This window comes from Mucilaginibacter inviolabilis, assembly GCF_011089895.1.
In the GTDB taxonomy this organism is placed as follows: Bacteria; Bacteroidota; Bacteroidia; order Sphingobacteriales; family Sphingobacteriaceae; genus Mucilaginibacter; species Mucilaginibacter inviolabilis.
On record NZ_JAANAT010000003.1, the window covers coordinates 648762 to 671519 of the forward strand.

The following is a 22758-nucleotide window of genomic DNA, read 5'->3' on the forward strand; positions in this document are numbered from 1 at the left end:
ACTTTATTATTTCGGATATCGGATGTTCGAATTTGGAATTTTTTTAGAAAATTATGATTTTATTTCTTACTGCGCAAATACGTTGCGCAGTAGGTATTTTACTTTGTATCATGAGAAAAGAAAATGAGGCTCATAACCTCCCCCTTCAGGGGGCCGTGGGGCAAAAAGAAAAAGTAAGCAACAACGAGTTAAAAGCCCTGGGCATTAACGACGTTAAAATATTAGAGAGCTTTAGCCGCGTAGCTAACGGGTTATTGAAACATGGCGTAATGGATAAAGCCACCATATTAGCTAATCTGGAAGCACTGATTGATGATCCCATACCATATGCCATGAAAAAAGGTGGTAAATTCAAGAACCTCGCCGAAAGCGTTGTCGACTTGCGTAAAGAAGGGAAATTCATGAAACAGCAGCGTACCGTACATGCCTTAAAAACAGAAATGGCCGATTTCCCGGTTTATGGTTTAGAACATATTGAAGTGGGCGCCTTGGCACAGATGAAAACAGCTGTAAAATTACCTATAGCTGTTGCCGGCGCTTTGATGCCTGATGCACATCAGGGTTATGGTTTGCCCATTGGCGGGGTGCTGGCAACTACAGCCAATACCATTATTCCCTTTGCTGTTGGCGTGGATATTGCCTGCCGAATGTGTCTGAGCATTTTTGATTTACCTGCAATTGCCATAGATACCGAGACAGATAAATTAAAAAACTTGCTGAGCGAACATACCCATTTTGGCATGGGTTGTACCACTAAGGTGCACCATGACAGCTCCTTATTTGATAGCCGTACCTGGGGCGAAACCAAGGTGATCCGTATGTTGAAAGATAAGGCTTATGCCCAACTGGGTACATCTGGTACAGGTAACCACTTTGTGGAGTGGGGTGAGCTTACTTTGGCAGATGGCGCTTTGGAGGGTATACCTGCCGGTAATTACCTGGCTCTGCTTTCGCACTCTGGTTCGCGTGGTTTTGGCGGTAGCATTGCCGATCATTACTCAAAAATTGCCATGAGTAAAACCAAATTGCCAGCAGAAGCTAAACATCTGGCCTGGCTCGATTTGGATAAGGATGAAGGGCAGGAGTACTGGATTGCCATGAACCTGGCCGGCGAATATGCCAGCGCCAACCATCATGAGATACATAACAAAATAGCCAAAGCGCTTAACTTAACACCGCTTACCCGCATCGAAAACCACCACAACTTTGCCTGGAAAGAGCAACTGGCTGATGGTACCGAAGTGATGGTGCACCGAAAAGGAGCAACTCCTGCAGGCGAGGGTGTACTGGGTATTATTCCCGGCAGCATGAGCACGCCCGGCTTTGTGGTACGTGGTAAAGGTGATGTACGATCTATCAATTCTGCTTCACATGGGGCAGGGCGATTGATGAGCCGTAGCGCGGCTTTTAAGACTATCGACCGTGCCTCGGTAGCTGCCAACCTGATAGATAAACGTATCACACTCATGGGCTCAGATGTTGACGAGGCCCCAATGGCCTATAAGGATATCCACACCGTAATGGCCGCCCAAACCGATCTGGTGGAAGTACTGGCTAAATTTGAACCACGCATTGTACGTATGGCCGATCCTAAGGAAAAGCCTGAGGATTAGGATCAACGGATAATATATTAAACCCAACATCCGGATATTTAAACCAGGCCAGAAATGACTTAGTTTAAATACTTCCGGATGTTTTTCATTTGATGTATATGCCGTTGGGTATGAAAACAAATAAAATACAGCCATTCTAAACGGGTCAGGGTGCCGTATTGGGGTAATTCAAAATCAGGATAAATCAGGGTCAGGTCAGTAGTTCTTGACAGATTGATCATCGGATCGAAACCATTTTCAAGCGATCGTAAAATCGCTTCTTTTTCTTTGGGAGTGCTGGATGGCTGTATAAAATTGGGTGCCGTCATTTTGATGTCGAAATTCAGAAAAAGATCACGTAAGGGCTCGATCTTTTCTGCCGGATCGCGTTGCGTGTCTGTACCTGTGGCTTTTAAGATTTCTGCCCCGCCCGATGAGAATTTAACAATATGCTCTGCTACCTGACCTGCGGTCCAGCTGTTTTCAAAAGGTATCTGGTTAAATTGCTCCTGGGTAAAACCTGAAATGGTTTGCAGCAGATCCTGCCTGGTGTTTTCCAATGCTGTGGTGATAGTGGCTATCATAATTATAAGGATGATGTGAATATTATTATCCGGTAAATCAATACATAAAATTACAGTCCTTTATTTAATTTGCGGGATGTAAGCACGACAAAGAATAGGCAATATGCGACAAAGTTTTATTGTGCCTGTTTGCCGTATGGCCTGTAGCTTATGAAGCCTCTTGAGAGTTCGAGTCTCTCTTCGGGCATGAGGATCTAAACACGATCCTAACTCATAATTGGACTTATTTTTTCATTAATTATAATTCTAATAGTTTATATTTTTCATCACTCAACAAGTGCTTGATTTGTATTTATATTATTGATATTTAGTTTGTTGTAGATATTTTCAATCAATTATTGATTTATATTTTCTCTCCGCCACCTGATTTTTAATACATATTACGCCATATACTTCCCTCCTTTGTATTAATACCGGGCTGCCCTAAAGCCCGGCAGCTGTAACCAATTAAAAACCAATTACCTTATGAGAAAGCTCACTGTTTGTATGCTTATGGCCATGCTATGTTTTGGCTGCAAGAAAAACTCTACGGGAAACAATCCTGATCAACCTAATTCTATCAAGAACAAAACGCTTGCTGCTGTTCAGATAGGGAAGTCTACCTCCAAAAAGATCTTTATGCACTGGATGCCCTGGTTCGAAACACCAGAATCAAAAGGTGCCTGGGGTTATCACTGGAAAATGAACACTCAAAACCCCGACATTATTACCAATGGCCGTCGCCAAATTGCTGCTTATTATTACCCGCAAACCGGCCCCTACGCCTCTAGCGATCCAGATATTATTGAGTATCAGCTCCTGCTCATGAAATACTCAGGCGTTGATGGGGTTACTATCGATTGGCCCGGTACCCGTGTACTTTATGATTATCCCGACAATCTCAATAACTCCAATGCCCTTATCGCTAAGCTGAACGCGGTAGGTCTGCAGTTTTCTATTGTGGAGGAAGACCGTAACTGGGATGCCGGCCAAACCAGCGGCGCCCACGGCGATTTTACCTACATGCAAAACAATTACTTTAACCAAGGTAATTACCTTAAGGTGAACAACGTGCCGGTAGTGCTCAATTTTGGTCCGATAACTTTCCATTCATCCAGCGAGTGGGATCAGATACTGGCTGGACTGAGTCCCAAACCAAAAATTATCCCATTGTATGGCTTTACCAGCCAGGTTGGTGCTAACAATGCAGGCGGTGAGTTTCCGTGGATATATCAGGATCATCCAACCGTTGTGGATAATTATTACGCGCAGGCATCCAGTTTCCCTATCTCGGTGGGTGTAGTATATCCGGGCTTTAATTCGTTTTACGCCGCTGGCGGTGCCAGTGGGCCAACCTGGCAAATTGCCTATAACGGTACTTCAACCTTTAGCACTATGCTGGATAAAGCGTTGGCATCAAGTGTAGGCATTATTCAGTTTGCCACCTGGAACGATTACGGCGAAGGTACCATGATTGAGCCAACCGTTGAGTTTGGTTATGGCTTTTTAACCACCATGCAGCAAAAGCTGGGTGTACCTTACCATCAGCATGAGTTGGAGCAGATCTACCGTTTATACCAATACCGTAAGCAATACAAGGGCAATTCCAGCGTGCAAAATCAGTTGAACCAGGTATTTACCTATTTTGCCAATGTGCAACCTGCCGATGCCGAAAATTTAATGAACACTATTAGTGGCGGTGGTACCACACCTCCTGTAACTACTGGTGTCAGTATCAAAAATAAATGGCTGAGCACTTATCTGTATGAGGATAACGGGCAGGCAAAATACAGCTCGTCGAGCACCGTAGCCAATGGCAAATGGACGTTGGAGCAGGTTAATGGTCATACCCGCATTAAAAATGTAAGTACAGGTCATTATCTCAACATTGAGCACCTGTACAGCTATGTTGAATGTACTTCCGTGCCGGATAGTTTTTACAGCAGCTATTGGGTACTGGAAGATTACAATGGATACAAACGCCTCCGTAACGAATGGCAGAATACCTACCTGAACCTCGAAAACCAAAGTGGCCTGGCGCAATGCACCGCCATTGGAGCCACCGCCGAAAGCAGTCAGTGGACGCTTAATTAAATTTTACCAGTGTACCGGGTTAAATTATCGCCCGGTACACTGTTTTGATCTATTTCAGTTTCGTGGTCATATCAAAATGATCAACAGTTTTTATGCCTGTTGGCGATTCATTGAATGCAGAATACAGCACATATTTTTTATCCTGATCAATACCGGGTAACGTTTGATTGATCACTTTTTTGATGTTTTCGTTTTCCTGTTTGATAGCTGTTGTATCTTTTAGTTTGATAGATGATATGTAATAGATCATCGGAAAAACGCCCTCTGGTGTAGTTTGGTTCATTATCCGGATAATGTGCGGATGGGTTGAAACCAGTTTAATAGCCAGCGGGAATTTATAGGTGCTGTAAGCCTCTTTCAAAACTTTATTGTAAAAGTTGCTCATCTCCTCTTCGCCATTGTATTTCCACAGATCGCTGGGGCGCGAGCAATCTATGGCTGAGGAGGATATATTTAAAGCATCTATTAAAAAGCCTTTGTTGTAGCACTGTTGAGCCTGGTTTTGCAGTTCAGGAGCTGTTTTGCCGTTAAACGTGTAGTGACTTACATCCAGCTGACTCAATTTCCAGCCATAGTTATATTTACAGTAAACAGCCGCGATCATGTCCTGGTTGGGTATGGCTTTATTTTTAGGCACAAAAAACGCAAAGTACATTTGGTGTGTTGCGCCCTGGTAGGTTAGCGAATAGCCGTTTGGGCCCTTGATACCCGAGCTGATGGTATCGCCGCTTATATAGCGGTTCACCACATAATATTCATCAAGCAGGGTATAGTCGTTTGCTTTTACCCGGTTACTTACCAGTTCTATTTTTCTGTTTCTATAGGGATGGTCAATAAAATCCCTCGACATCATATTCTCCAGTTGCTTTTCATCGTTTACTTTCAGTTGTTTAAAAAGCTCAGTGTTAAGCTGATGGAATTTATCAGGGCTGCTGATCTGTTCATTTTTCCAGCTGCCGGGTTGTGTGGGTTCGCAACTTTGCAGCGCAACCATGACCAGCAAAAGGCCAAGTACCTGCGATAAGGATGGTTTTAATTTCATTGTGAATATTAAAAGTAATTAGGAGATACTATTTTAGTCATTTGCGATCATATTGTCAAATGTCCGGCGTAGATATTTCCAGCGTTGAAAGGAGCTTTTAAAAACTTTTTAAACCCTGAATTTTAACATTTTTCCGTCCAAAAATGAGTGAAAACAGGCTTGAAAATCATTAAAAAAGCCTCGTTTTAACACTTTTTAACAAATTTTAACGCGGTTTTGAGCGTTTTTTGAAACTTTAAAAAGCACTAATTAATTGATTGTCAAATAACTATATGTGAAATGGCCTGTTTTGGACTATTTTTCTTCTTAGCAAAACAGCCCGATTTTCCTTTTGGATCAGGAAAACCGGGCTGTTGATATATACAAATATACACATTTAAAAGGAGAACCAGCTTTGTTATTGCTTATCAAAGAGCGCTCAATAGCCGTTGCAGATTTTTTTAATAAGGCCAAATTCAATAATTCAATAACTCACTAATTCAATAATTACCCTGAGGCCGGTACAAGATTCGAACTTGCGGACATTCCTTTTGCAGAGGACTCCCTTGAACCACTCGGGCAACCGGCCATTTTATAAAATTTATTACAGAAATTTCTGTAATAAATGCGCGCTTCACCCTACCCGGCCCAAGCCAGCTAAGCAAAACAAATCAGAGCAAAAACAACTACTGTTATTTTTAAATACTCCTGTTTTCCTACGTGGATTCGAACCACGACTCTCAGATCCAGAATCTGATGTGCTGCCATTGCACCATAGGAAAATAAACACCTGTGGAAATAAAAGGACTTGAACCTTTAACTGGCACCGTATAAGGGTGCTGCTCTAACCATTGAGCTATATTTCATTTATAATCAGTAGGGTAACCCGGACTCGAACCGGGAACCTCCTGCTCCCAAAGCAGGTAATCTGGCCAATTGATATACTACCCTGAAATTTATCACCCAAACAAAAAATCCCCTTAGATTTATCTAAGAGGATTCACGTGTTTGATTATATTTTTCTCAATACATAGCTATCCCCTCCGATAAATCGGTTGCGGTATGCAGCATTGTATTGTTCTTGTTTTCATGATGATGATGATACGCATTTATTTTATAAAATCAAGAAATTTCTGAAATTTTTTTAAACTGCTTGTATTCTGAATATCCAGATTTTGTAGGTTTTTTATATCAGCTTTTTAAGTTAGCCAGAGTTGGCAAATCATTATTGCTGTTCAACAACGTACAGTAGTTGTAATATTTCCGAACGGTGCATCTTTTTAAAAATTTTATATAATTGATTATCAATTATATAAATAATTGGTACGTAATTAGTATGCTAGAGTATATCTCGTATAAATCTATTTGTCAGATCTCTGGATTGGGAATAACCGAGCATTTTAATAAACTGCAAAAAAATAAATAATGAAAAGAATAGTCCCCTTATTTTTCTGGTTGTTTGCAGGTAGCGTGGCAGCACAGTCTCCAAATAAATCTTCTTGGGCTCCTTCCGATAATTCAACCATTGTCCGTATACATCGTGTTGAACAGGTAAAACTGGAAATGCCGTTTCCTGATGGAAGCTCCTTCAAGAATTTGAAGCTTGATGAGGTAATGGCAGCTTATCATATTCCAGGACTTAGCATCGCGATCATCAGTAATTATAAAATTATTTTTAGTAAGGGTTATGGAGTAGTAACCCCAGGTTCATCGCGGCCGGTAACTCCTACCACCCTATTTCAGGCCGCTTCTGTGAGTAAACCTATAACAGCAATGGCATCAATGGCGCTGGTAGATAAGCATGTTTTAATGCTTGATGAAGACGTTAACCATTTTCTTACAACCTGGAAAGTTCCATCGAATACTTTTACCGAACAGCACCCCGTTACCTTACGGGAATTGATATCTCATCGTGCCGGGGTAAACGTACATGGTTTTGCAGGATACAACAGGAACCAATCTTTGCCAACATTAATACAAATTCTGGACGGCGTGAAACCTGCAAATAACCCTCCAATACGGGTAACTGCCGTACCCGGAGAACAGGAAAGTTATTCTGGTGGGGGAATTGTTATTGAACAGTTACTCCTGACAGATGTTACACACAAGCCGTTTTCGGCTATCATGGATGATCTTGTGCTGCATAAGCTCGGGATGATCAATAGCACGTTTACCCAGCCATTAGCCAGCCAATGGCGCTCAAAAGCAGCTTCCGGAACAAATTCAAATGGAAAGGCTGTTCCAAATCAATGGTTTGTTTATCCTGAGCAAGGCCCGGCAGGTCTTTGGACTACAGCTACAGACCTGGCCAGATTTGCTATTGGACTAGCCCGCGCCTGCAATGGTACGCCCAGGGCTATCCTGTCACAACCTCTTGCCAAAGCCATGGTTACGCCATTTAATGATGGAGGTGCACAATGCTTCCATCTTGATCCTATAAATAAAGGTCTATTCAGTCATAACGGGCAAAATGAAGGTTTTGAAAGCCTTTTGGTTATGAATTGGAAAACGGGGAATGGGCTTGTTTTGTTAGCCAATTCTGATAACGGGGAATATCTTTGGGATATATTACTGCAGGGCGTTAGCAAAGAATTTGGCTGGAATTATCACTTTGATCAAAAGCCAAAGGAATGGTTGCTTATGGCGCAGATAGTCGGGGTTGACGCCATGTTAAAGTATTTTAATACTCAAAAGGCAACTGGACTCTCGGAAAATGAAGCAGGAGAAGGAGATTTGAATCAAATGGGATATTTCTATCTTTCCGATGGCGAGGTATCTAAAGCTCTTTCAATTTTTAAGGATATGGTACAATTATATCCTACATCTGCCAACGCTTATGATAGTCTTGGAGAAGCTTATATGGCAGCAGGAGAGATGGGTGCTGCAAAAGAAAGTTACTCAAAATCACTGGCCTTAAATCCGCAAAACGATAATGCACGCGAAAAAATCCTCCAATTGGAGCGAAAGTAAAAGGATAGTCAGTTCTCTGTGTCTCCTGAACCGGGCTTGAGGTTTATCAATGCCATCACATCCTTATAGATATTTTTATCCATCTCATAAATAAAAAATAATATTTTCTTCGTAAAATGCTTGCAATGAGTAAGTTTTATGCTTAAATTTATATAACCAATTGCTCTAAAACCTTAATTTCAGGAGGATTCGTCATGAAGAAGAAAGCTACGATAGTTCCTCAGCCTGATAAGACTGAAGCTACCCACTCAGAATTACTTACCAATCACCCCAACAACCCTAAAATGTACCGCGATCATAAAGTATGTGATCATTACACACATGGAAGGACTAACAAATTTCCATTTGGCAGCAGCCATGGGCCGGCCTGTTTTTAAGGGCTCCCGTTTATAAAAATGTTTGCTGTATGGGTGCTCATCAGTACCCAATTCACTACTTCTGCCTATACTGATAAAATATTTTATGCATTTAACGCGCCTGTGTTATTTGCTCTTTTACTTATGCAGTTATACCTGGCAGTATCAATGCCAATCATGCCCACACCAACGGCATTGTTTGGCAAATGGAGTCCGGGCTAGTTTTTTGCACACAGGGCATAAATTAAAAAACACTTCGTCTGGATTATCTTTGAGGATGCGTTCGGCACAGTTTAGCGTAAATTGAATATAGCCTTCGCTCAAGTAATTTAGTATCAGAGGGTCATCACTGAGCCAACCGGTTTTTAAATACACGCGGGTTAATCGTACGTCTTTGGTTTCGTCCAGTTTAAGGGTTGATATGTGGTGCCTTAAAGCCTTCCTTTCTTCCAGGTTCATTAAATGAGCATAATGGGCTACAATGTAATCGGCTTTTTCTATGGTGATATCCTCCATTTTATAAATATCTCAAAAAAAATTAAAATATTTTTTAACTGCGCAAATACACTGCGCAGTGCCTCCCAATCTTTGTATCAACAAACAAAAAAAGAAGGGAGGTTCCCAATGAAATTTAACTTATTAAGCCGTAACAACACACAAACCGTAAACCACGCAGGTGCAAAAGCCTTTGTGATGAGTGCCGAAATGGAACTATACACCGCGGTTGTTACTTGGAGCTTAAATGATTCTTTTTACGAAAAGAACGATACGCGTATGGAACGCCTGCGCACATTGATATATGCTTGTAACCCGGTGTTTGTGGGTAAGCTGGCTGTATATGCACGTACAAAAATGTATTTGCGTTCGGTTCCGCTGGTTTTGGTTACCGAATTGGCTAAGCTGCACTCGGGCGACGATCTGGTTGCCCGGGTTACCGCCGGGGTGGTGAACCGTGCCGATGAGATCACCGAATTGCTGGCCTGCTACGAAATGCTGAACAAGCGTACCGGTACCAAAAAGCTTAACCGCCTGAGCAAGCAATTGCAAAAAGGCTTACAGGCTGCATTTAACCGTTTTGACGAATATCAGTTTGCTAAATATAACCGTGATGGCGCTATCAAACTGCGCGATGCATTGTTCCTGGTGCACCCAAAGGCAAAGGATACTGTACAGCAACAACTGTTTGATAAAATAGTGAACGGTACCCTGCAAACACCTTATACCTGGGAAACCGAATTATCGGCCCTGGGCCAGGTTGGATTTGATAGCGAAAAGCATAAAGCCGAAGCATTTAAGGCCAAATGGGAAGAATTGATAGACAGTGGTAAGCTGGGTTATATGGCCTTGCTGCGTAACCTGCGCAACATACAGGAAGCTGGTGTAAGCTACGCGCATTTCCAAAAGGTATGCGCCCGTTTGGCCGATGCCGATGAAGTTGCCAAAGCAAAGCAGTTTCCGTTCCGTTACCTGGCGGCTTATCGCGAGCTGATTATTGATCAGGGTAGCCAAAAGGTGCCTGTACAGCACTTTGTCAAAAGAATAAAGGGTTTACTACAGGATAATAACAAGGGTTATACCGGCGAGTTACTGGGTGCTTTAGAAAAAGCGGTACAGGCAAGCGCTGCCAACATCAGAGGTTTTGGTCATGAAACCCGTGTGCTTTTAGCCTGCGACGTGTCGGGATCAATGCAGACACCGGTATCGGCAAAGTCCAAAATACTGCTGTATGATGTGGGTTTGATGCTGGCCATGCTATTACAATCACGTTGTACAAACGTAGAGGTGGGTATGTTTGGCGATACCTGGAAAACGATAACTGTGCCACGTCATAATATATTGGGTAACGTGCAAGAGTTTTATCGCCGCGAGGGCGAGGTGGGTTATGCCACCAATGGCCACCTGGTTATCCAGAGCATATTATCGCGCAGGGTAAAAATAGATAAAGTGATGTTATTTACCGATTGTCAATTGTGGAACACTCCGGGTGTTGGTTACCATATCAATTCATTATGGGTGCAATACAAAAAAACGATAGCGCCAGATGCAAAGCTATACCTGTTTGATCTGAAAGGTTACGGACAAGCGCCACTGCAGTTACTGCAAAATGACGTTTACCTGGTAGCCGGCTGGAGCGATAAAGTTTTTGAGGTGCTTGACGCCTTGGAAAACGGAGGCACAGCACTGGATGCTATCAATAACAGCCCCCTAACCCCCTAAAGGGGGAATAGAGGGGGCTTAAGCATATCGAACAATGAATTTTGAACGCCGAACATCGATTTGTTTTTCACTTCATTATTCAGCATTGGAAATTCTATGTTCGATATGATTTAAATAAGGAAGAAATAATAGAGTTTAATAAAAAAGTCATCCCACCTCCTTTAGGGGGCCGGGGGCTAAGGATGCCGTAGAAAAGGGTTACTTCGTCACCATTTAGGGGAGGGCAGTATAGCGTAAAGTTATGCTGAGGGTTCGAGTCCCTGCTTGACAGCCCCCGCTACCTTTTTCGCCTTTGCTCCTTATTATTAAATGAAACTAAAAAATATATGCTATGAAGCAGGAATATCAACTAGAGAAAACACTTTGGACAGATACCGATTTTGACGTAATGGGTTGGCACGATTGCCCTGTTCATGCGTTATCATTTGACGATGAGGATAGGTTTCTATTGGATATTGATTATATGTTTGAGTGGGTACTGAAGAAGAATAAGCGAAACTATCTGTTCCGGATATCGCCTTGTACTTTGGTATTTGACAATGTGTATGACATCGTTTTGGAAACAGACCATACAAAAATTATTATTGACAATATTTCAAGAGAGAACCCGCGAAAGCCAAAAAACGCTGCACCCTTGAATGAAGATTTGGAATATGATTGGACAATTGAAACCACCGTTGGAGTGATACTATTTAGATCAACCGGTTTTAAACAATATATCAGAAAGGCGCCTGTTCTAATCGGGATGCAACAATTGAATTTAGAGGAAAGAGGTGGTATTAGTTTTAATAGAATGTCTTTTGCATAAATGAAAGTATTTAAGAGAAAAAAGATGCCGTAGATCAGTGTTACTTCGCCTGTCACGCAAAATCAAACGCTGATTAATTGTAGCTCTTTTTTAATCAAAACAAAAGAAGGTGCCGTAAATAAGTGTTACTTCGAACTCCAAATTCCCAGGTCGCCGGTTCGAGTCCGGCCTTTAGTTTAGGCTAAAGTAGCTCAGATGGTCAGAGCAGGCACACCGCAAGGTGTAGTAATACACTTATTGAATTGTTGCCCTTTTTAAATGATAGAAAACTAACGATATTGAAAATAAAAGAAGGTGTCGTAAAGGAGTGTTACTTCACAATCCAAAGCTAAGGTCGCCGGTTCGAGTCCGGCCCCGAAAGGGTAGTTGAGATGGTTAAAACGTAGAGAGCAGAACACTGCTTGCCTGTAACCCTTTTTAAAGAATGAAAAACCTCTGTAAATTCCCCCTTTAGGGGGCCAGGGGGCTAAGGTGCCGTAAATACGCGCTACTTCGTGTCGCCGGTTCGATCCCAGTTCCTGGATTCAAACTTCCGGGGTAGCTCAGTTGGTAGAGCAGATTAATGCGTGTATTGCTTTTCGCCCTTAAAACAAAGGAGATGCCGTAGAATAGCGTTACTTCGAAACCTTAACTCAAAAAGCGCTATTTGTTTTTCGCTCTTCTTTTTAAAAATATAAAGGTGCCGTAAAATGGCGATGCTTCGGTCAGAGCGCCCCGATGATATCGGGGAGGCGCGGGTTCAAATCCTGCCTTTGTAGCTCAGTTATTTTGCCATTTGTTATTAGCCCTTTTTTAGTACTTTATACCTAAACCTGAAATAAAAGATGCCGTAAGCTGGTGTTACTTCGCCTGGTTGAGGCCGTGAAAGCGGTCCGGGTTCGAGTCCCGATTCGTACACCTGCTGCCTGTTGCTCTTTTATCTTTTGTATTATTGTTAATCATAATGATCATGACTGAAACTATCCAGCAAAAACTCCGGGAACTGGAGCAAGTTCAAAATATAAAAATATTGTACGCCTGCGAATCGGGCAGCCGGGCCTGGGGCTTTGCCTCGCCCGACAGTGATTTCGACGTACGCTTTATATACGCCAGGCCGCTTAATGATTACCTGGGTATAAGCGATATGCCCGACGTGGTTGGTCTGCCCGTTAATGAGGTACTTGATATAGGAGGTTGGGACCTTCGTAAATCGCTGAAACTATTCCTGAAATCAAATGCTCCACTGTATGAGTGGCTGCAATCACCTATCGTTTATAAAGAGGATGATAATTTTGCTGCCGAATTACGGCAACTGATGCCCACTTATTTTTCGTTACGTTCGGGCGCTAACCATTATCTTTCTATGGCGCATAACACGCTTACTGATGATCTGCAGGCGGAACGGGTAAAGCTCAAACGCTATTTTTACGCGCTGCGCCCAACCTTGGCCTGTTTATGGACGGTTGAAAAACAAACTGTACCGCCCATGGAGTTTGATCATCTGCGGGTACTGATAACCGATGATAAGATACAAGATGCCATAGATAATTTGCTGAAACGCAAATTACAGGCCGACGAGAAAGCATTGATAGCACCGGTTAGCGAGCTTAATGAGTGGCTTGCGGATACATTAAATAACTGTCGCCATAAAATAAGCGAACTGCATGCTGAAAAGCATCAGCCTGATGAACTTAATGCACTGTTCAGAAAGTATGTAACAAGCCATGACTTTTAAAGAATTAAAACAACACCCACAGTATCTGCTGCTTGATTGTATCAGCGGAAGTACCGCTTATAACCTGAACGTACAGGGATCCGACATTGATAAAAAAGGGATCTTTATACTGCCCCGGCAACAATTATATGGATTTGCGGGTACGGAACAGGTGGCCAATGAAAGTAACGACGAGGTTTATTTTGAGATAGAACGCTTTATTGATCTGCTAACCAAAAATAACCCCAACATACTGGAGTTGCTGAGCACACCCCAGCAGTTTATAACCTATCGTCATCCTTTGATGGATTTGATACGACCGGAGGATTTTTTATCGAAACTTTGCCTGGGTACTTTTGCCGGTTATGCGCAGACACAGGTGAAAAAAGCCCGCGGTTTGAATAAAAAGATCAATAAACCACTGGGGGATGATCGAAAAACCGTACTTGACTTTTGTTATGTGCTGCACAATAATGGCAGTGTTACTTTACAGCAATGGCTGCATGATAACAGATTGCAGCAACAGGAATGTGGCTTAACGGCGCTTGATCATTTCCGGGGAACCTATTTGCTTTATCACCAAAGGCAAATGGAGGGGAGTGTTTGGCTGCGCGGCATTTTGTCGGGTATGGATGCCGACGATGTGCAATTGAGCCAGGTGCCAAAAGGTGTGGAGCATATGGCCGTATTGCATTTTAATAAGGATGGCTATTCGGTTTATTGCCGTGAATATAAGGAGTATAAAGAGTGGGAGGCAAAGCGTAACCAGCAGCGTTATCAAAGTACGCTGTCGCATGGTAAAAATTATGACGCCAAAAATATGATGCATACGTTCAGGCTGTTGAATATGGCCGAAGAAATAGCCGTGCATCAGCAAGTGATGGTTCACCGGCACGACCGGGAGTTTTTACTAAACATCCGCAATGGTGAATTTGAGTTTGACGACCTGATGAAAATGGTAGAGGAGAAAATGGAGTATATAAAAGAACTGTACGCGACATCAATATTACCAGATAAACCCGATATGCAAAAGGCTGAAAATCTGCTGGTGCGGATACGGGAAAAGTTTTATGGAGATAAATAAACTGCTAAACAAAACGCCTCAGATTGAAAGATCTGAGGCGTTTTGTTTGGGATATAAATTAGTGCGCATCAGGTATACTTACCTTTGTTGCTTTTACTTCCTTTCTTTTTTTAATGGTGATAATCACCAAGGGGATGCAGCAGGCATTTAAAATAGCCAGTAGTAAAAATGCATCCATGTAGCTTAGTAAAAAGGTTTGTCGTACTACGATGTTTTCCAGTGCGCCGATGGATTGCTGGATAGCACGCAGGTAATTGGAGCCATGCGCCATAAAATTCTGGACAAGGGATTGCTGCCGCATGATGGTTTGCGGGTCTGAAGCGGTAACATGTGTAATTAAGGCGGTTCGGTTGGCTGCCTCGCGGTGTGCTATGTAGGTATTAATTAAAGCAATGCCGAATGAGCCACCCATTTGCCGCATCATATTATTGAGTGCCGCACCCTGTGGTATCTCGGCCGGTTTCAATTCCGAAACGGCCAGTGCTGTTAACGGAACGATCAGCAGGGCCGCGCTAAGTCCGCGGAAGATCAGCGGAATAAAAAAGTAAGCACTCCCGGTCGCCAGGTTTGATCCCGACATGATGTACCCGAACGCTGCTGATAAGCCAAACCCTAAAATGATGAGGTATTGCGGTCGCAAACCACTTTGCAGCATCTTGCCTAAAAAAGGCGAGATCATGGCTGCCATTAAAGTCCCGGGCAGCAGCATAGTTCCGGTTTGGAAGGCAGAGTAACCAATGATGCGCTGTGAAAACAAAGGAAAAACGAACACATTACTAAACAATCCAAAGCCCAAAACAAAAGTCATGATGGCCGAAATGGATAAGGTAGTGCTCTTTAACACCCGCAGGTTAATTACCGGGAAGGGGATCCGCAGTTCCCACCAGATCAGAATGGCTATTGATAATGCCGAAATGATGCTGAGTACCAGGATATAGGTTGCCGAGAACCAATCGTCGGTTTGGCCGCGCTCTAAAACTACCTGGAGCGAGCCTACGCCTACGGTAAGCAGAAAGATGCCGAGCCAGTCGATACTTCGCCCATCGGTTGATCTTTTGGTGGGCTTCAAATAGATATATGACAACAGCGCTGCCATAATCCCGATAGGGATATTGACATAAAAAATCCACTGCCATGATAAATTATCCACAATATACCCTCCCATTACCGGGCCAATAGACGGGCCGATAATGATACCCAGGCTGAATATGCCGCTGGCGGTTGCCCGTTCTTTTGGAGGAAAAGTTTCAAAAAGGATGGATTGTGAGGTAGATAACAGCGCACCACCTCCGATACCCTGTAAAAAACGAAAGGCCACAAGCTCCCACAAATTATCCGAGAACCCGCACATGGCCGATGCCAGTGTAAACAATAAAATAGAGCCGATGTAATATTGTTTCCGGCCAATCTTTTCGGCTAAAAAGCTGGTCATGGGGATGATGATCACGTTGGCAATGGCGTAAGAGGTGATTACCCAGGCGGTATCTTCTAACGAAGCGCCTAAGTTTCCACTCATGGTGTTGATAGATACGTTAACGATGGTAGTATCGATCAGCTCAATAATAGTGGAGGTGATGATCGTGATAACGATGATCCATTTTCTGAAACCGGTTTCCATAAAGGATGTATATGTATATGATTTTAAATAAACAGGAGTTTAGTCATGTATTCGAATGGAATTGCCCTAATTGGACAATTCATGACCAAAAACCTTTTGCCTGGATGTTGGAATGTCCCAGGTTTCTTAATAGGGAGCGCAGCTCCACAACCAACTGGCGATTCCCTGTCAGGTAAAATGAGGTGTGTGCAGTGCAGTAACCCTGTTCTGCCAGCCAGTCGGCCAGTTCATATGGGTTGGTTAGTGTACATAGCGGCGATCGGAAATAATCTTTAACTAATTGCCCGGCGTGTTGGCTGCCCAGTAATACGGCGCCATCAAAACGGATCCCGGGTAAGGTGAGCTGCTGTAAGGCGAGCAGGTGCCCCAAACTACTGGCATCGCCAAGGCCCACAACCAGGTTGGTGGGATGAGGTGATTGATGCGTATCGCCTATTTTTATGTATTGAACAGCGTCGCCGGCACTAAGCTGCTTCGCCCAGTTGCTTCCACAGCCTTCGTGCGCGATATCGACGAGCAGCGAGCACGTGGCTGTTTCCGCATCCCAACCAAATGGGGTATAATCGCGGTAGCATGAGTCGCCCACCCTGAATTTAATATAAGGAATTTCGGTCCATTGGTGCATAGCAACAAGGGGTAAATGCAGGTCGATCTCTATGATGGTAGCGGGCTCCCAAACACGCACTTCCAGCACCCGCCCGGTTTGGAGCAGCTGCGGTCCGATGAATCTTGCCGCTTTGTTTTTGAATTGTTGTAAAATAGATGTTTCCATGTAACATTTTTTTGATGGTACAAAGAAACTGGCTTTTTAAGTATAAAGAAATGGCGGCTTTGGCGTAATGATAGGACTATTTTCGGTATTGTTCCCGAAAGGCAATTGCTGAGGTGCCTGTTACTTTGCGGAACAAGCGAGAGAAATAAGAATGATCGGTAAAGCCCAAAGTGTGGGCAATTTCTTTAACGGTAAGCTGGCTATAGTATAACAGGCGTTTGGCTTCCATGGTTACTTCCTGCTGTATCCAGTAACTTACCGGGAACCCGGTGACTTTCTTCAATGCTTCGCTTAGGTAAGCTTCGGAAACATTGAGCATGGCGGCGTAATCTGCCGGACTTTTATTGGATCGCAATTCTGCTACCAGCAGGCTTTTAAACTGACTGGTGAGCTGAGCCGGGCGGGATACTTTTAAATTTGTACCTGAATATCCGTTATAGCAGCCTGCTGCGATATTTAAAAAAGATTTTAGTAAAGCATGAATGGTTGTTGCATAAAAGGGATCGTTATCATCCTCATGATATTTTTCGAGGAGCAGCGAAAGCAGGTTTTGACACTGTCTGAGTTGGGTATCATTGAAGGTATAGGGCTGCTGAAGAAATAGCTGCCCCTCAAATACTTTCCGGCATTGGGGGGATATCAGTGAGGTATCCACAGCAATATACCAGCCGCCAACTTCTTCACTAAGGATCCGGTGATGTACCTGCGTTGGCAGGATATAATAAAGCATTCCTCCTGATAATTGAACTTTATTGAAATCGATCACCACAGAACCGACTCCATCTTCCAGCACAAAAAAAATATAATGATCATCCCGGTGCGCACCCAGTATAGCGGGATCACGCTCTGATGGCTCTCCTTTTATAAAATGCTTAATGTGTAAACCCAGGCCAAGGCCGGTTTTATCCTTTAATAAATGAAGAGGGATATTGTTCATTACTCAAAAGTAATCATTTTGGATATTGATGCATGGAAAGCGCCAATTTTAGTAAATTCAATTTAGTATTTTAACCTTAAATATGATGCTTATGCTGAACGATGTATTAGCCGGTTTTTATGAACGCGACCTCCGCAAACTGATAGAGGAAGTGAACTTGTTTAAAAATGAAGAAGACCTTTGGCGAACCCAGGGCACGGTGAAAAACCCGGCCGGAAACCTGGTGTTACATCTCATCGGCGGCCTCAATCACCTTATTGGTAAAACACTTGCCAAAAGCGGTTATGTGCGTAACCGCGACGAAGAGTTTAGCCGGAAGGGTGTAAAAAGAGAAGAACTTGTAACCGGACTTGAGGAATTGATTTTGCTGATCAATCGTACCATAAAAAGCCTTACTCCGGAGCAGATGGATGGAGAGTTTCCCATCTTTTTTGACAAACCACATACGTCTGTTAGTTACGTATTAGTACAATTGATGGCCCATTTGAATTATCATTTGGGGCAGGTGAATTATATCAGGCGGGTGTTGGAGTAACAAGGATGATATTTCAATTAACGGGCAAAAAGTATAAAGCTCGTCTATTCTCATACCGGAAACTTTCATGTATAAGTACATAGATCAAACCCCGCACTTCAGTAAAAGTGCGGGGTTTATTTTTATACCACATAGGTAACCTGATGAGCTTCCCAATGCCTGGGTACCTCCAGTTTAGCTATCAGTTTTTCCATGGCGGCATGTGGTACTACGGCATCCCTGTTTTGGTTTTGCTGATGCAGCTGTGCATAAGGCACTTCGATATAAACAATATGGGTACGGGCCTTGTATGTACTGAAAAGATCAATCAATTGCATACGCATCTGGGCGGTAGTATTGGTCGCGTTCCATACAAAGCTTTGTTGCTTGCGCAGATATAGGCGGGCCAGTTCTTTAGCTGCCTGTACTACCCGGCCGTTGCCTGCCCGATCAGTTGGCGATACACCCTGTTCATTTCTGAGTTTATCCAAAGATATCACAGGCATATCCGGATAGGTCTTTTTAATAAAAGTATCCTTACCCGCACCGGGCAATCCGCTCAATAAAATAACCTCGAAAACAGGTTCTTCAAAAGGAACATAATCTACATAGGCATCATCATTTTGCATATAATACCACATCGCTTCGGTTGTAGCGAACGGATGGCTTGAGCCCCAGCAGTTGTTTTCCTGGCAAAAAGCCTCAAAGCAATCTATGCGATACAGCATCTCGGCCTGATCGTCACAGATGCGACCAAGCATATCGGCCCGGGCAAGCAGCGCGAGCCATTGCGTATTTACCTCCATACTGGCTTTGACCAGCGCTTTTAACGGATCTGGTTTCTCAAATATCCACAATGGCAGGCCGTGATACCGTACCAGCCCGCTGATCTGCTCGCGTATGGCGAATGGGGTCGGGATAGTAGTATATAAAAGCTGCCGGGAGGTAAGCGCACCCTTGCGGGCGTGCCCGTGCGAGGTAATACTACCATCAGGCTCTAATACAGTAGTGCTGTACTTTTCTACATCATGTAATAATGCCGATGCCCATAATATTTCCTGCTCCTGTGCTGTTAGCACCTGGTAAGATACTTGCTGCTCCAGGGAGGTTAATACCATCTGCGTATGTATGGCTACATTGCCTTCGGCATGGTAGCGTTTATCCTGTGGAACTTCGCTCATGCGTTTCACCCAGTCAAATTGCTCCTCGAGGTAGTTCCAGTTTTTATTTTCAGTGATGGTCCACATAGGTGCCTCCTTCGTTATTTAGTTTGGCCCGTTTCCAATGGCGTGTCCAGTGCTCATCGGTTTTCACGTGCCCTTTTCTTACATATTTAAATACATTTTGTGCAAAAGCCGTTACCGGGTAGGCGGCAGCATTGCGGGTAACAATACCTTCCATGGTTACCGGGCTGCAAGTTGCTGCATCATACGGTTGCAGCGCGCCGGGTTTCCGGGTAATATCTATAACCTGCTGTTCAAACAATGTCTTATCGGCAGGTGGTGTAAATACCGAAATCTCGGGTACTACGGGCAGCCCCAGCATTGCCGCATAAAATTGGGTTTCATCCCAGCTTAGCCACTGATCATGCTCGCGAATGGCAAACACGTAGAAGTGGTGTTCCAGGTTGCGATATTCTATGGAATGAACCGCATAGAGATTCTCGACAAATATTTCCAGCGAGCCCAGGTCATTTCTGACCAGCTGCCAAAACCGGCGAATACTTTCGGTCCATGGTGATATGGTTGGTGCCGCGTGTGAGCGTGCAAAGACACCATGTCGCGAAAGGCAATTGTTTTCACCATCGAGTTTTTCGGTATGTACTAAAAGGGGAATCTTTCTAAGATGATCCCAGTAGTCGTGTTGTATCCTGTCATCGCTGGTAGTGCCGGGCGAAAACGGGTAATGATACGTACGGCCATATTTTTGTGAAATAGCCATGTTATAAAAAGTTAAGTAAAAGAAAATAGAATTTTACTCCTTCCCGGGATTGGGAAGGTCATTTAACATCAATATGCAAATGACATTACATGGCTCAAGATTTAAAGCGTTTTTTAATATGGATGCAAAGATAATAAATTATTATACCTGTGGAGCTTTGAAAGCCAGGTATTTGAGATGTAACTTTATTGATCGTTAAAAATTATAAACCAGTAGCCATATGCCCATAGAAGAAAAAGCCGATCTGCTGAAATTTCTCGCGCCCTTCCAACCTGATGTGCAGGAACGGGCCTTGTGGTTGCGCGATTTTGTTTGGGACCTGTTTCCACAAGCTAATGAACTCATTTATGATAATTATAATGCGCTGGCATTTGGCTGGTCGCCAACGGAAAAAACAGGGCATACTTTCTGTACCATCGCTGTTTTTCGCACCAATAATAACCTGCAGTTTGGCTTTTATCAGGGTGCCGGGCTTACCGATCCCGAAAAGTTACTGATAGGCAATGGCAAGCAATACCGGTACATCACTGTTCCGGATGTTAAGGCCTTTCCGGTTACTTATATCAAACAACTTTTGCAGCAGGCCTGGATCAATTCACTTAAACTGGTAAAAGATCCAAAGCAAATGATGCAAGGTGAAACTATTACCAAATCAATTTCGGCTAAGCAACGGGGAAAGTAATTTTTCACATACATTTTGTATTGCCCCTATCCAAAGATGGTAGGTAACAACAAACACTACATGATTTTTGGCTAAAGCCCATATAGTTTTACTTGATAGCCCGTTGGTTGAAACCAACGGCAATGAAAACCAATTGACTTTCTTATTCATTGCCGTCACATTTATGTGACGGATAATCAGGGTTGCAAGTCAGGCTTTAGCCAAATCTGATCTTCTCAAAACTTATAGGGCTTTTTTGTGAACATTCCAACATCACTCCAGATTAAATCCCCCTGTAACATTCCGCATTTTCCTTAGTCACAATCCTCAGATGTAACCTAACATATTTGTTATACTGTTTAGGATGCACGGATTAAAAAAGCGTATATATTAGACTAATATTTAAAATATCAATTCACGAACAAAACAAACTTGGTCCCTGCAATATTATAGGGATGCTGAAGTTTTTAATAAAATACTTTTAACATGGCTATCAACTTACAAAAGGGACAAAAAATAGATCTCGGTTTATCAAAAATGACAGTTGGTTTGGGCTGGAACCCGAACGAAGGTACAGGTTACGATTTTGACCTGGATGTATCGGCAATTATGATAGACGAGAACAGATTTGTACCTCAGGATGAATTTTTTGTTTTTTATAATAATGTAGATTCTCCCGATTCGGCCGTTCACCATACCGGAGATGACCCATCAGGTGGCAACAGCGATGGCGGCGATGATGAATCCATCAATGTGGATCTGACCAGAGTAGATTCCAAGATACAGGAAATATTATTTGTAGTAACCATACATGAGGCACAACCCCGCAGGCAAAATTTTGGCCAGGTGCGCGATTCATACATCCGCATTATCGACGAGTTGACCGGCAGCGAAGTATGTAAATATGAACTGGGTGAAGACTTTTCGATCGAGACGGCTATCGAATTTGGCAGATTATACCGTCGCGGCGGTGCCTGGAAATTTGAAGCATCGGGCGTGGGTTATAAGGAAGACCTGGCCTTCTTTTTAAGTAAATATTTTAAAGGGCAAATCATTAAGTAAGAGCCCCCCGTCTCCTGAAGGGGATGCTTTTTTTAATAAGAGAGTTTTAGAGCCCTTTCCTTTAGAGAGGGCAGGGTGAGGCTATTAAATTATACAACTATGGCAATTAATTTAGTAAAAGGTCAAACTATTGACCTGCGTAAAAATGATAAAGGCGAGAGTTTTGATCTGTCGTCGGTTACTATTGGTTTGGGCTGGGATGTAAAGCAAAGTGGTGGTGGTGGCTTCCTGGGTAAACTGTTTGGCGGTGGCGAAGAAGCTGAATACGATCTGGATGCCATCGCATTTCTGCTGGATAAAAATGGCAGAGTGGCCGACAGGGGGCGCTCGTTTCAAAAGCCCAATGGTAACACCGTTAGCTTGTACGAAGGCGATGTGATCTATTTCAATTCTATGCGTCACCCATCGGGTAATATCTGGTTGACTGGCGATAACCGTACCGGAGCGGGAGATGGTGACGATGAGCAGATTATCGTAAAGCTGGATTCGCTCGACCCAAAATTCGACCGGATCCTTTTCATTGTAGCTATATACCAGGGCCGCAAAAACAACCAGCATTTTGGTATGGTGGATAACGCTTTTATCCGCGCGGTGGATAACCACGGCAAAGAGATAGCCAAGTTCAGTCTCTCAGGCGATTCAACCTATAATGGCATGTGCTCCATGACCTTTGCCGAAGTTTACCGTAAAGACGGCACCTGGAAGTTCCGAGCCATTGGCGAACCGCACACTACCGATAATTTTTTAGAACTACTTAAACAATATTAAAAAAGAAGAGAGTCAAGAGATAAGAGTCAAGAATCAGGATAGGAAAATAAACAAACTTTTTTGTCTTAATTCTTGACTCTTATCTCT

The 22758-nt window shown here is 43.2% G+C and carries 20 protein-coding genes and 4 tRNA genes; 13 read left to right on the top strand and 11 right to left on the bottom strand.

Annotated elements, in window-relative coordinates:
* The first annotated feature begins 110 nt into the window (after positions 1 to 110).
* Complete coding sequence (locus G7092_RS22755; RefSeq protein WP_166092892.1) at positions 111 to 1613, top strand: RtcB family protein; 1503 nt, start codon at positions 111 to 113, stop codon at positions 1611 to 1613.
* Between the two features lie 59 nt (positions 1614 to 1672).
* Here G7092_RS22755 and G7092_RS22760 read toward each other — a convergent pair whose 3' ends face one another.
* The gene (locus tag G7092_RS22760; RefSeq protein ID WP_166092894.1) at positions 1673 to 2176 is read right to left on the bottom strand and encodes a DinB family protein; all 504 of its coding nucleotides are present in this window, start codon (positions 2174 to 2176) and stop codon (positions 1673 to 1675) included.
* A 465-nt stretch (positions 2177 to 2641) separates the two neighbouring features.
* Here G7092_RS22760 and G7092_RS22765 point away from each other — a divergent pair, with 465 nt between their 5' ends.
* A complete protein-coding gene (locus tag G7092_RS22765; RefSeq protein WP_166092896.1) occupies positions 2642 to 4249 on the top strand; it encodes a glycoside hydrolase family 99 protein in 1608 nt (535 codons plus the stop codon).
* A gap of 49 nt (positions 4250 to 4298) precedes the next feature.
* Here G7092_RS22765 and G7092_RS22770 read toward each other — a convergent pair whose 3' ends face one another.
* From G7092_RS22770 to G7092_RS22785, 4 genes are all read right to left on the bottom strand, one after another.
* Positions 4299 to 5291, bottom strand: coding sequence for a hypothetical protein (locus tag G7092_RS22770; protein ID WP_166092898.1), 993 nt, complete (start codon positions 5289 to 5291; stop codon positions 4299 to 4301).
* Between the two features lie 494 nt (positions 5292 to 5785).
* Positions 5786 to 5859 (bottom strand) — tRNA-Cys (locus tag G7092_RS22775).
* Between the two features lie 204 nt (positions 5860 to 6063).
* Positions 6064 to 6135 (bottom strand) — tRNA-Ile (locus G7092_RS22780).
* 12 nt (positions 6136 to 6147) lie between these two features.
* Positions 6148 to 6221 (bottom strand) — tRNA-Pro (locus G7092_RS22785).
* Between the two features lie 474 nt (positions 6222 to 6695).
* Here G7092_RS22785 and G7092_RS22790 point away from each other — a divergent pair.
* Both G7092_RS22790 and G7092_RS22795 read left to right on the top strand, forming a co-directional pair.
* Entirely contained in the window at positions 6696 to 8240 is a 1545-nt protein-coding gene (locus G7092_RS22790) for a serine hydrolase domain-containing protein (protein WP_166092900.1), read from the top strand.
* A gap of 194 nt (positions 8241 to 8434) precedes the next feature.
* Positions 8435 to 8617, top strand: coding sequence for a hypothetical protein (locus G7092_RS22795; protein ID WP_166092902.1), 183 nt, complete (start codon positions 8435 to 8437; stop codon positions 8615 to 8617).
* Positions 8618 to 8761: 144 nt separating this feature from the next.
* On the opposite strand, the gene G7092_RS22800 is transcribed toward G7092_RS22795, so the two are convergent.
* Positions 8762 to 9112 carry a hypothetical protein gene (locus tag G7092_RS22800; RefSeq protein ID WP_202985383.1) on the bottom strand — a complete coding sequence of 117 codons (351 nt, stop codon included), beginning with the start codon at positions 9110 to 9112 and terminating at the stop codon, positions 8762 to 8764.
* A gap of 108 nt (positions 9113 to 9220) precedes the next feature.
* Between G7092_RS22800 and G7092_RS22805 the strand changes: the two genes are divergently transcribed.
* The 5 genes from G7092_RS22805 to G7092_RS22825 all read left to right on the top strand — a co-directional run bounded on the left by G7092_RS22805 (position 9221) and on the right by G7092_RS22825 (position 14398).
* Positions 9221 to 10813, top strand: coding sequence for a TROVE domain-containing protein (locus G7092_RS22805; protein ID WP_166092904.1), 1593 nt, complete (start codon positions 9221 to 9223; stop codon positions 10811 to 10813).
* Positions 10814 to 11144: 331 nt separating this feature from the next.
* Complete coding sequence (locus G7092_RS22810; RefSeq protein WP_166092906.1) at positions 11145 to 11621, top strand: hypothetical protein; 477 nt, start codon at positions 11145 to 11147, stop codon at positions 11619 to 11621.
* 683 nt (positions 11622 to 12304) lie between these two features.
* Positions 12305 to 12379, top strand: a tRNA-Ile gene (locus G7092_RS22815).
* Between the two features lie 191 nt (positions 12380 to 12570).
* The gene (locus tag G7092_RS22820; RefSeq protein WP_166092909.1) at positions 12571 to 13335 is read left to right on the top strand and encodes a nucleotidyltransferase domain-containing protein; all 765 of its coding nucleotides are present in this window, start codon (positions 12571 to 12573) and stop codon (positions 13333 to 13335) included.
* Positions 13325 to 14398: a DNA polymerase beta superfamily protein gene (locus G7092_RS22825; RefSeq protein ID WP_166092912.1), complete on the top strand. Its 1074-nt coding sequence runs from the start codon at positions 13325 to 13327 to the stop codon at positions 14396 to 14398. Before G7092_RS22820 ends, G7092_RS22825 begins: the two co-directional genes overlap by 11 nt.
* A gap of 58 nt (positions 14399 to 14456) precedes the next feature.
* On the opposite strand, the gene G7092_RS22830 is transcribed toward G7092_RS22825, so the two are convergent.
* The 3 genes from G7092_RS22830 to G7092_RS22840 form a co-directional block, all read right to left on the bottom strand.
* Positions 14457 to 16016, bottom strand: a complete 1560-nt coding sequence (locus tag G7092_RS22830) for a DHA2 family efflux MFS transporter permease subunit (protein ID WP_166092914.1) — start codon at positions 16014 to 16016, stop codon at positions 14457 to 14459.
* A 79-nt stretch (positions 16017 to 16095) separates the two neighbouring features.
* A complete protein-coding gene (locus tag G7092_RS22835) occupies positions 16096 to 16788 on the bottom strand; it encodes a ferredoxin reductase domain-containing protein (protein ID WP_166092916.1) in 693 nt (230 codons plus the stop codon).
* A gap of 76 nt (positions 16789 to 16864) precedes the next feature.
* Complete coding sequence (locus G7092_RS22840) at positions 16865 to 17725, bottom strand: AraC family transcriptional regulator (protein WP_166092918.1); 861 nt, start codon at positions 17723 to 17725, stop codon at positions 16865 to 16867.
* A gap of 91 nt (positions 17726 to 17816) precedes the next feature.
* On the opposite strand from G7092_RS22840, the gene G7092_RS22845 reads away from it, so the two are divergent.
* Positions 17817 to 18260 carry a DinB family protein gene (locus G7092_RS22845; protein ID WP_166092920.1) on the top strand — a complete coding sequence of 148 codons (444 nt, stop codon included), beginning with the start codon at positions 17817 to 17819 and terminating at the stop codon, positions 18258 to 18260.
* A gap of 122 nt (positions 18261 to 18382) precedes the next feature.
* On the opposite strand, the gene G7092_RS22850 is transcribed toward G7092_RS22845, so the two are convergent.
* Together G7092_RS22850 and G7092_RS22855 are read right to left on the bottom strand one after the other, a co-directional pair.
* Positions 18383 to 19486, bottom strand: coding sequence for an AAA family ATPase (locus G7092_RS22850; protein WP_166092922.1), 1104 nt, complete (start codon positions 19484 to 19486; stop codon positions 18383 to 18385).
* Entirely contained in the window at positions 19470 to 20180 is a 711-nt protein-coding gene (locus G7092_RS22855; RefSeq protein WP_166092924.1) for an RNA ligase family protein, read from the bottom strand. Before G7092_RS22855 ends, G7092_RS22850 begins: the two co-directional genes overlap by 17 nt.
* A 220-nt stretch (positions 20181 to 20400) precedes the next feature.
* Here G7092_RS22855 and G7092_RS22860 point away from each other — a divergent pair, with 220 nt between their 5' ends.
* The 3 genes from G7092_RS22860 (at position 20401) to G7092_RS22870 (ending at position 22671) form a co-directional block, all read left to right on the top strand.
* Complete coding sequence (locus G7092_RS22860; RefSeq protein ID WP_166092926.1) at positions 20401 to 20862, top strand: DUF1801 domain-containing protein; 462 nt, start codon at positions 20401 to 20403, stop codon at positions 20860 to 20862.
* A 465-nt stretch (positions 20863 to 21327) separates the two neighbouring features.
* A complete protein-coding gene (locus tag G7092_RS22865; protein ID WP_166092929.1) occupies positions 21328 to 21903 on the top strand; it encodes a TerD family protein in 576 nt (191 codons plus the stop codon).
* A gap of 99 nt (positions 21904 to 22002) precedes the next feature.
* Complete coding sequence (locus G7092_RS22870) at positions 22003 to 22671, top strand: TerD family protein (protein ID WP_166092931.1); 669 nt, start codon at positions 22003 to 22005, stop codon at positions 22669 to 22671.
* The last annotated feature ends 87 nt before the right edge of the window (positions 22672 to 22758 follow it).

Coding starts and splice junctions, on each gene's coding strand:
- G7092_RS22800 (WP_202985383.1), bottom strand. CDS start 9,112: ATGGAGGATATCACCATAGAAAAAGCCGATTACATTGTAGCCCATTAT.
- G7092_RS22760 (WP_166092894.1), bottom strand. CDS start 2,176: ATGATAGCCACTATCACCACAGCATTGGAAAACACCAGGCAGGATCTG.
- G7092_RS22850 (WP_166092922.1), bottom strand. CDS start 19,486: ATGTGGACCATCACTGAAAATAAAAACTGGAACTACCTCGAGGAGCAA.
- G7092_RS22765 (WP_166092896.1), top strand. CDS start 2,642: ATGAGAAAGCTCACTGTTTGTATGCTTATGGCCATGCTATGTTTTGGC.
- G7092_RS22845 (WP_166092920.1), top strand. CDS start 17,817: ATGCTGAACGATGTATTAGCCGGTTTTTATGAACGCGACCTCCGCAAA.
- G7092_RS22790 (WP_166092900.1), top strand. CDS start 6,696: ATGAAAAGAATAGTCCCCTTATTTTTCTGGTTGTTTGCAGGTAGCGTG.
- G7092_RS22820 (WP_166092909.1), top strand. CDS start 12,571: ATGACTGAAACTATCCAGCAAAAACTCCGGGAACTGGAGCAAGTTCAA.
- G7092_RS22810 (WP_166092906.1), top strand. CDS start 11,145: ATGAAGCAGGAATATCAACTAGAGAAAACACTTTGGACAGATACCGAT.
- G7092_RS22860 (WP_166092926.1), top strand. CDS start 20,401: ATGCCCATAGAAGAAAAAGCCGATCTGCTGAAATTTCTCGCGCCCTTC.
- G7092_RS22865 (WP_166092929.1), top strand. CDS start 21,328: ATGGCTATCAACTTACAAAAGGGACAAAAAATAGATCTCGGTTTATCA.
- G7092_RS22855 (WP_166092924.1), bottom strand. CDS start 20,180: ATGGCTATTTCACAAAAATATGGCCGTACGTATCATTACCCGTTTTCG.
- G7092_RS22870 (WP_166092931.1), top strand. CDS start 22,003: ATGGCAATTAATTTAGTAAAAGGTCAAACTATTGACCTGCGTAAAAAT.
- G7092_RS22830 (WP_166092914.1), bottom strand. CDS start 16,016: ATGGAAACCGGTTTCAGAAAATGGATCATCGTTATCACGATCATCACC.
- G7092_RS22835 (WP_166092916.1), bottom strand. CDS start 16,788: ATGGAAACATCTATTTTACAACAATTCAAAAACAAAGCGGCAAGATTC.
- G7092_RS22755 (WP_166092892.1), top strand. CDS start 111: ATGAGAAAAGAAAATGAGGCTCATAACCTCCCCCTTCAGGGGGCCGTG.
- G7092_RS22840 (WP_166092918.1), bottom strand. CDS start 17,725: ATGAACAATATCCCTCTTCATTTATTAAAGGATAAAACCGGCCTTGGC.
- G7092_RS22770 (WP_166092898.1), bottom strand. CDS start 5,291: ATGAAATTAAAACCATCCTTATCGCAGGTACTTGGCCTTTTGCTGGTC.
- G7092_RS22805 (WP_166092904.1), top strand. CDS start 9,221: ATGAAATTTAACTTATTAAGCCGTAACAACACACAAACCGTAAACCAC.
- G7092_RS22795 (WP_166092902.1), top strand. CDS start 8,435: ATGAAGAAGAAAGCTACGATAGTTCCTCAGCCTGATAAGACTGAAGCT.
- G7092_RS22825 (WP_166092912.1), top strand. CDS start 13,325: ATGACTTTTAAAGAATTAAAACAACACCCACAGTATCTGCTGCTTGAT.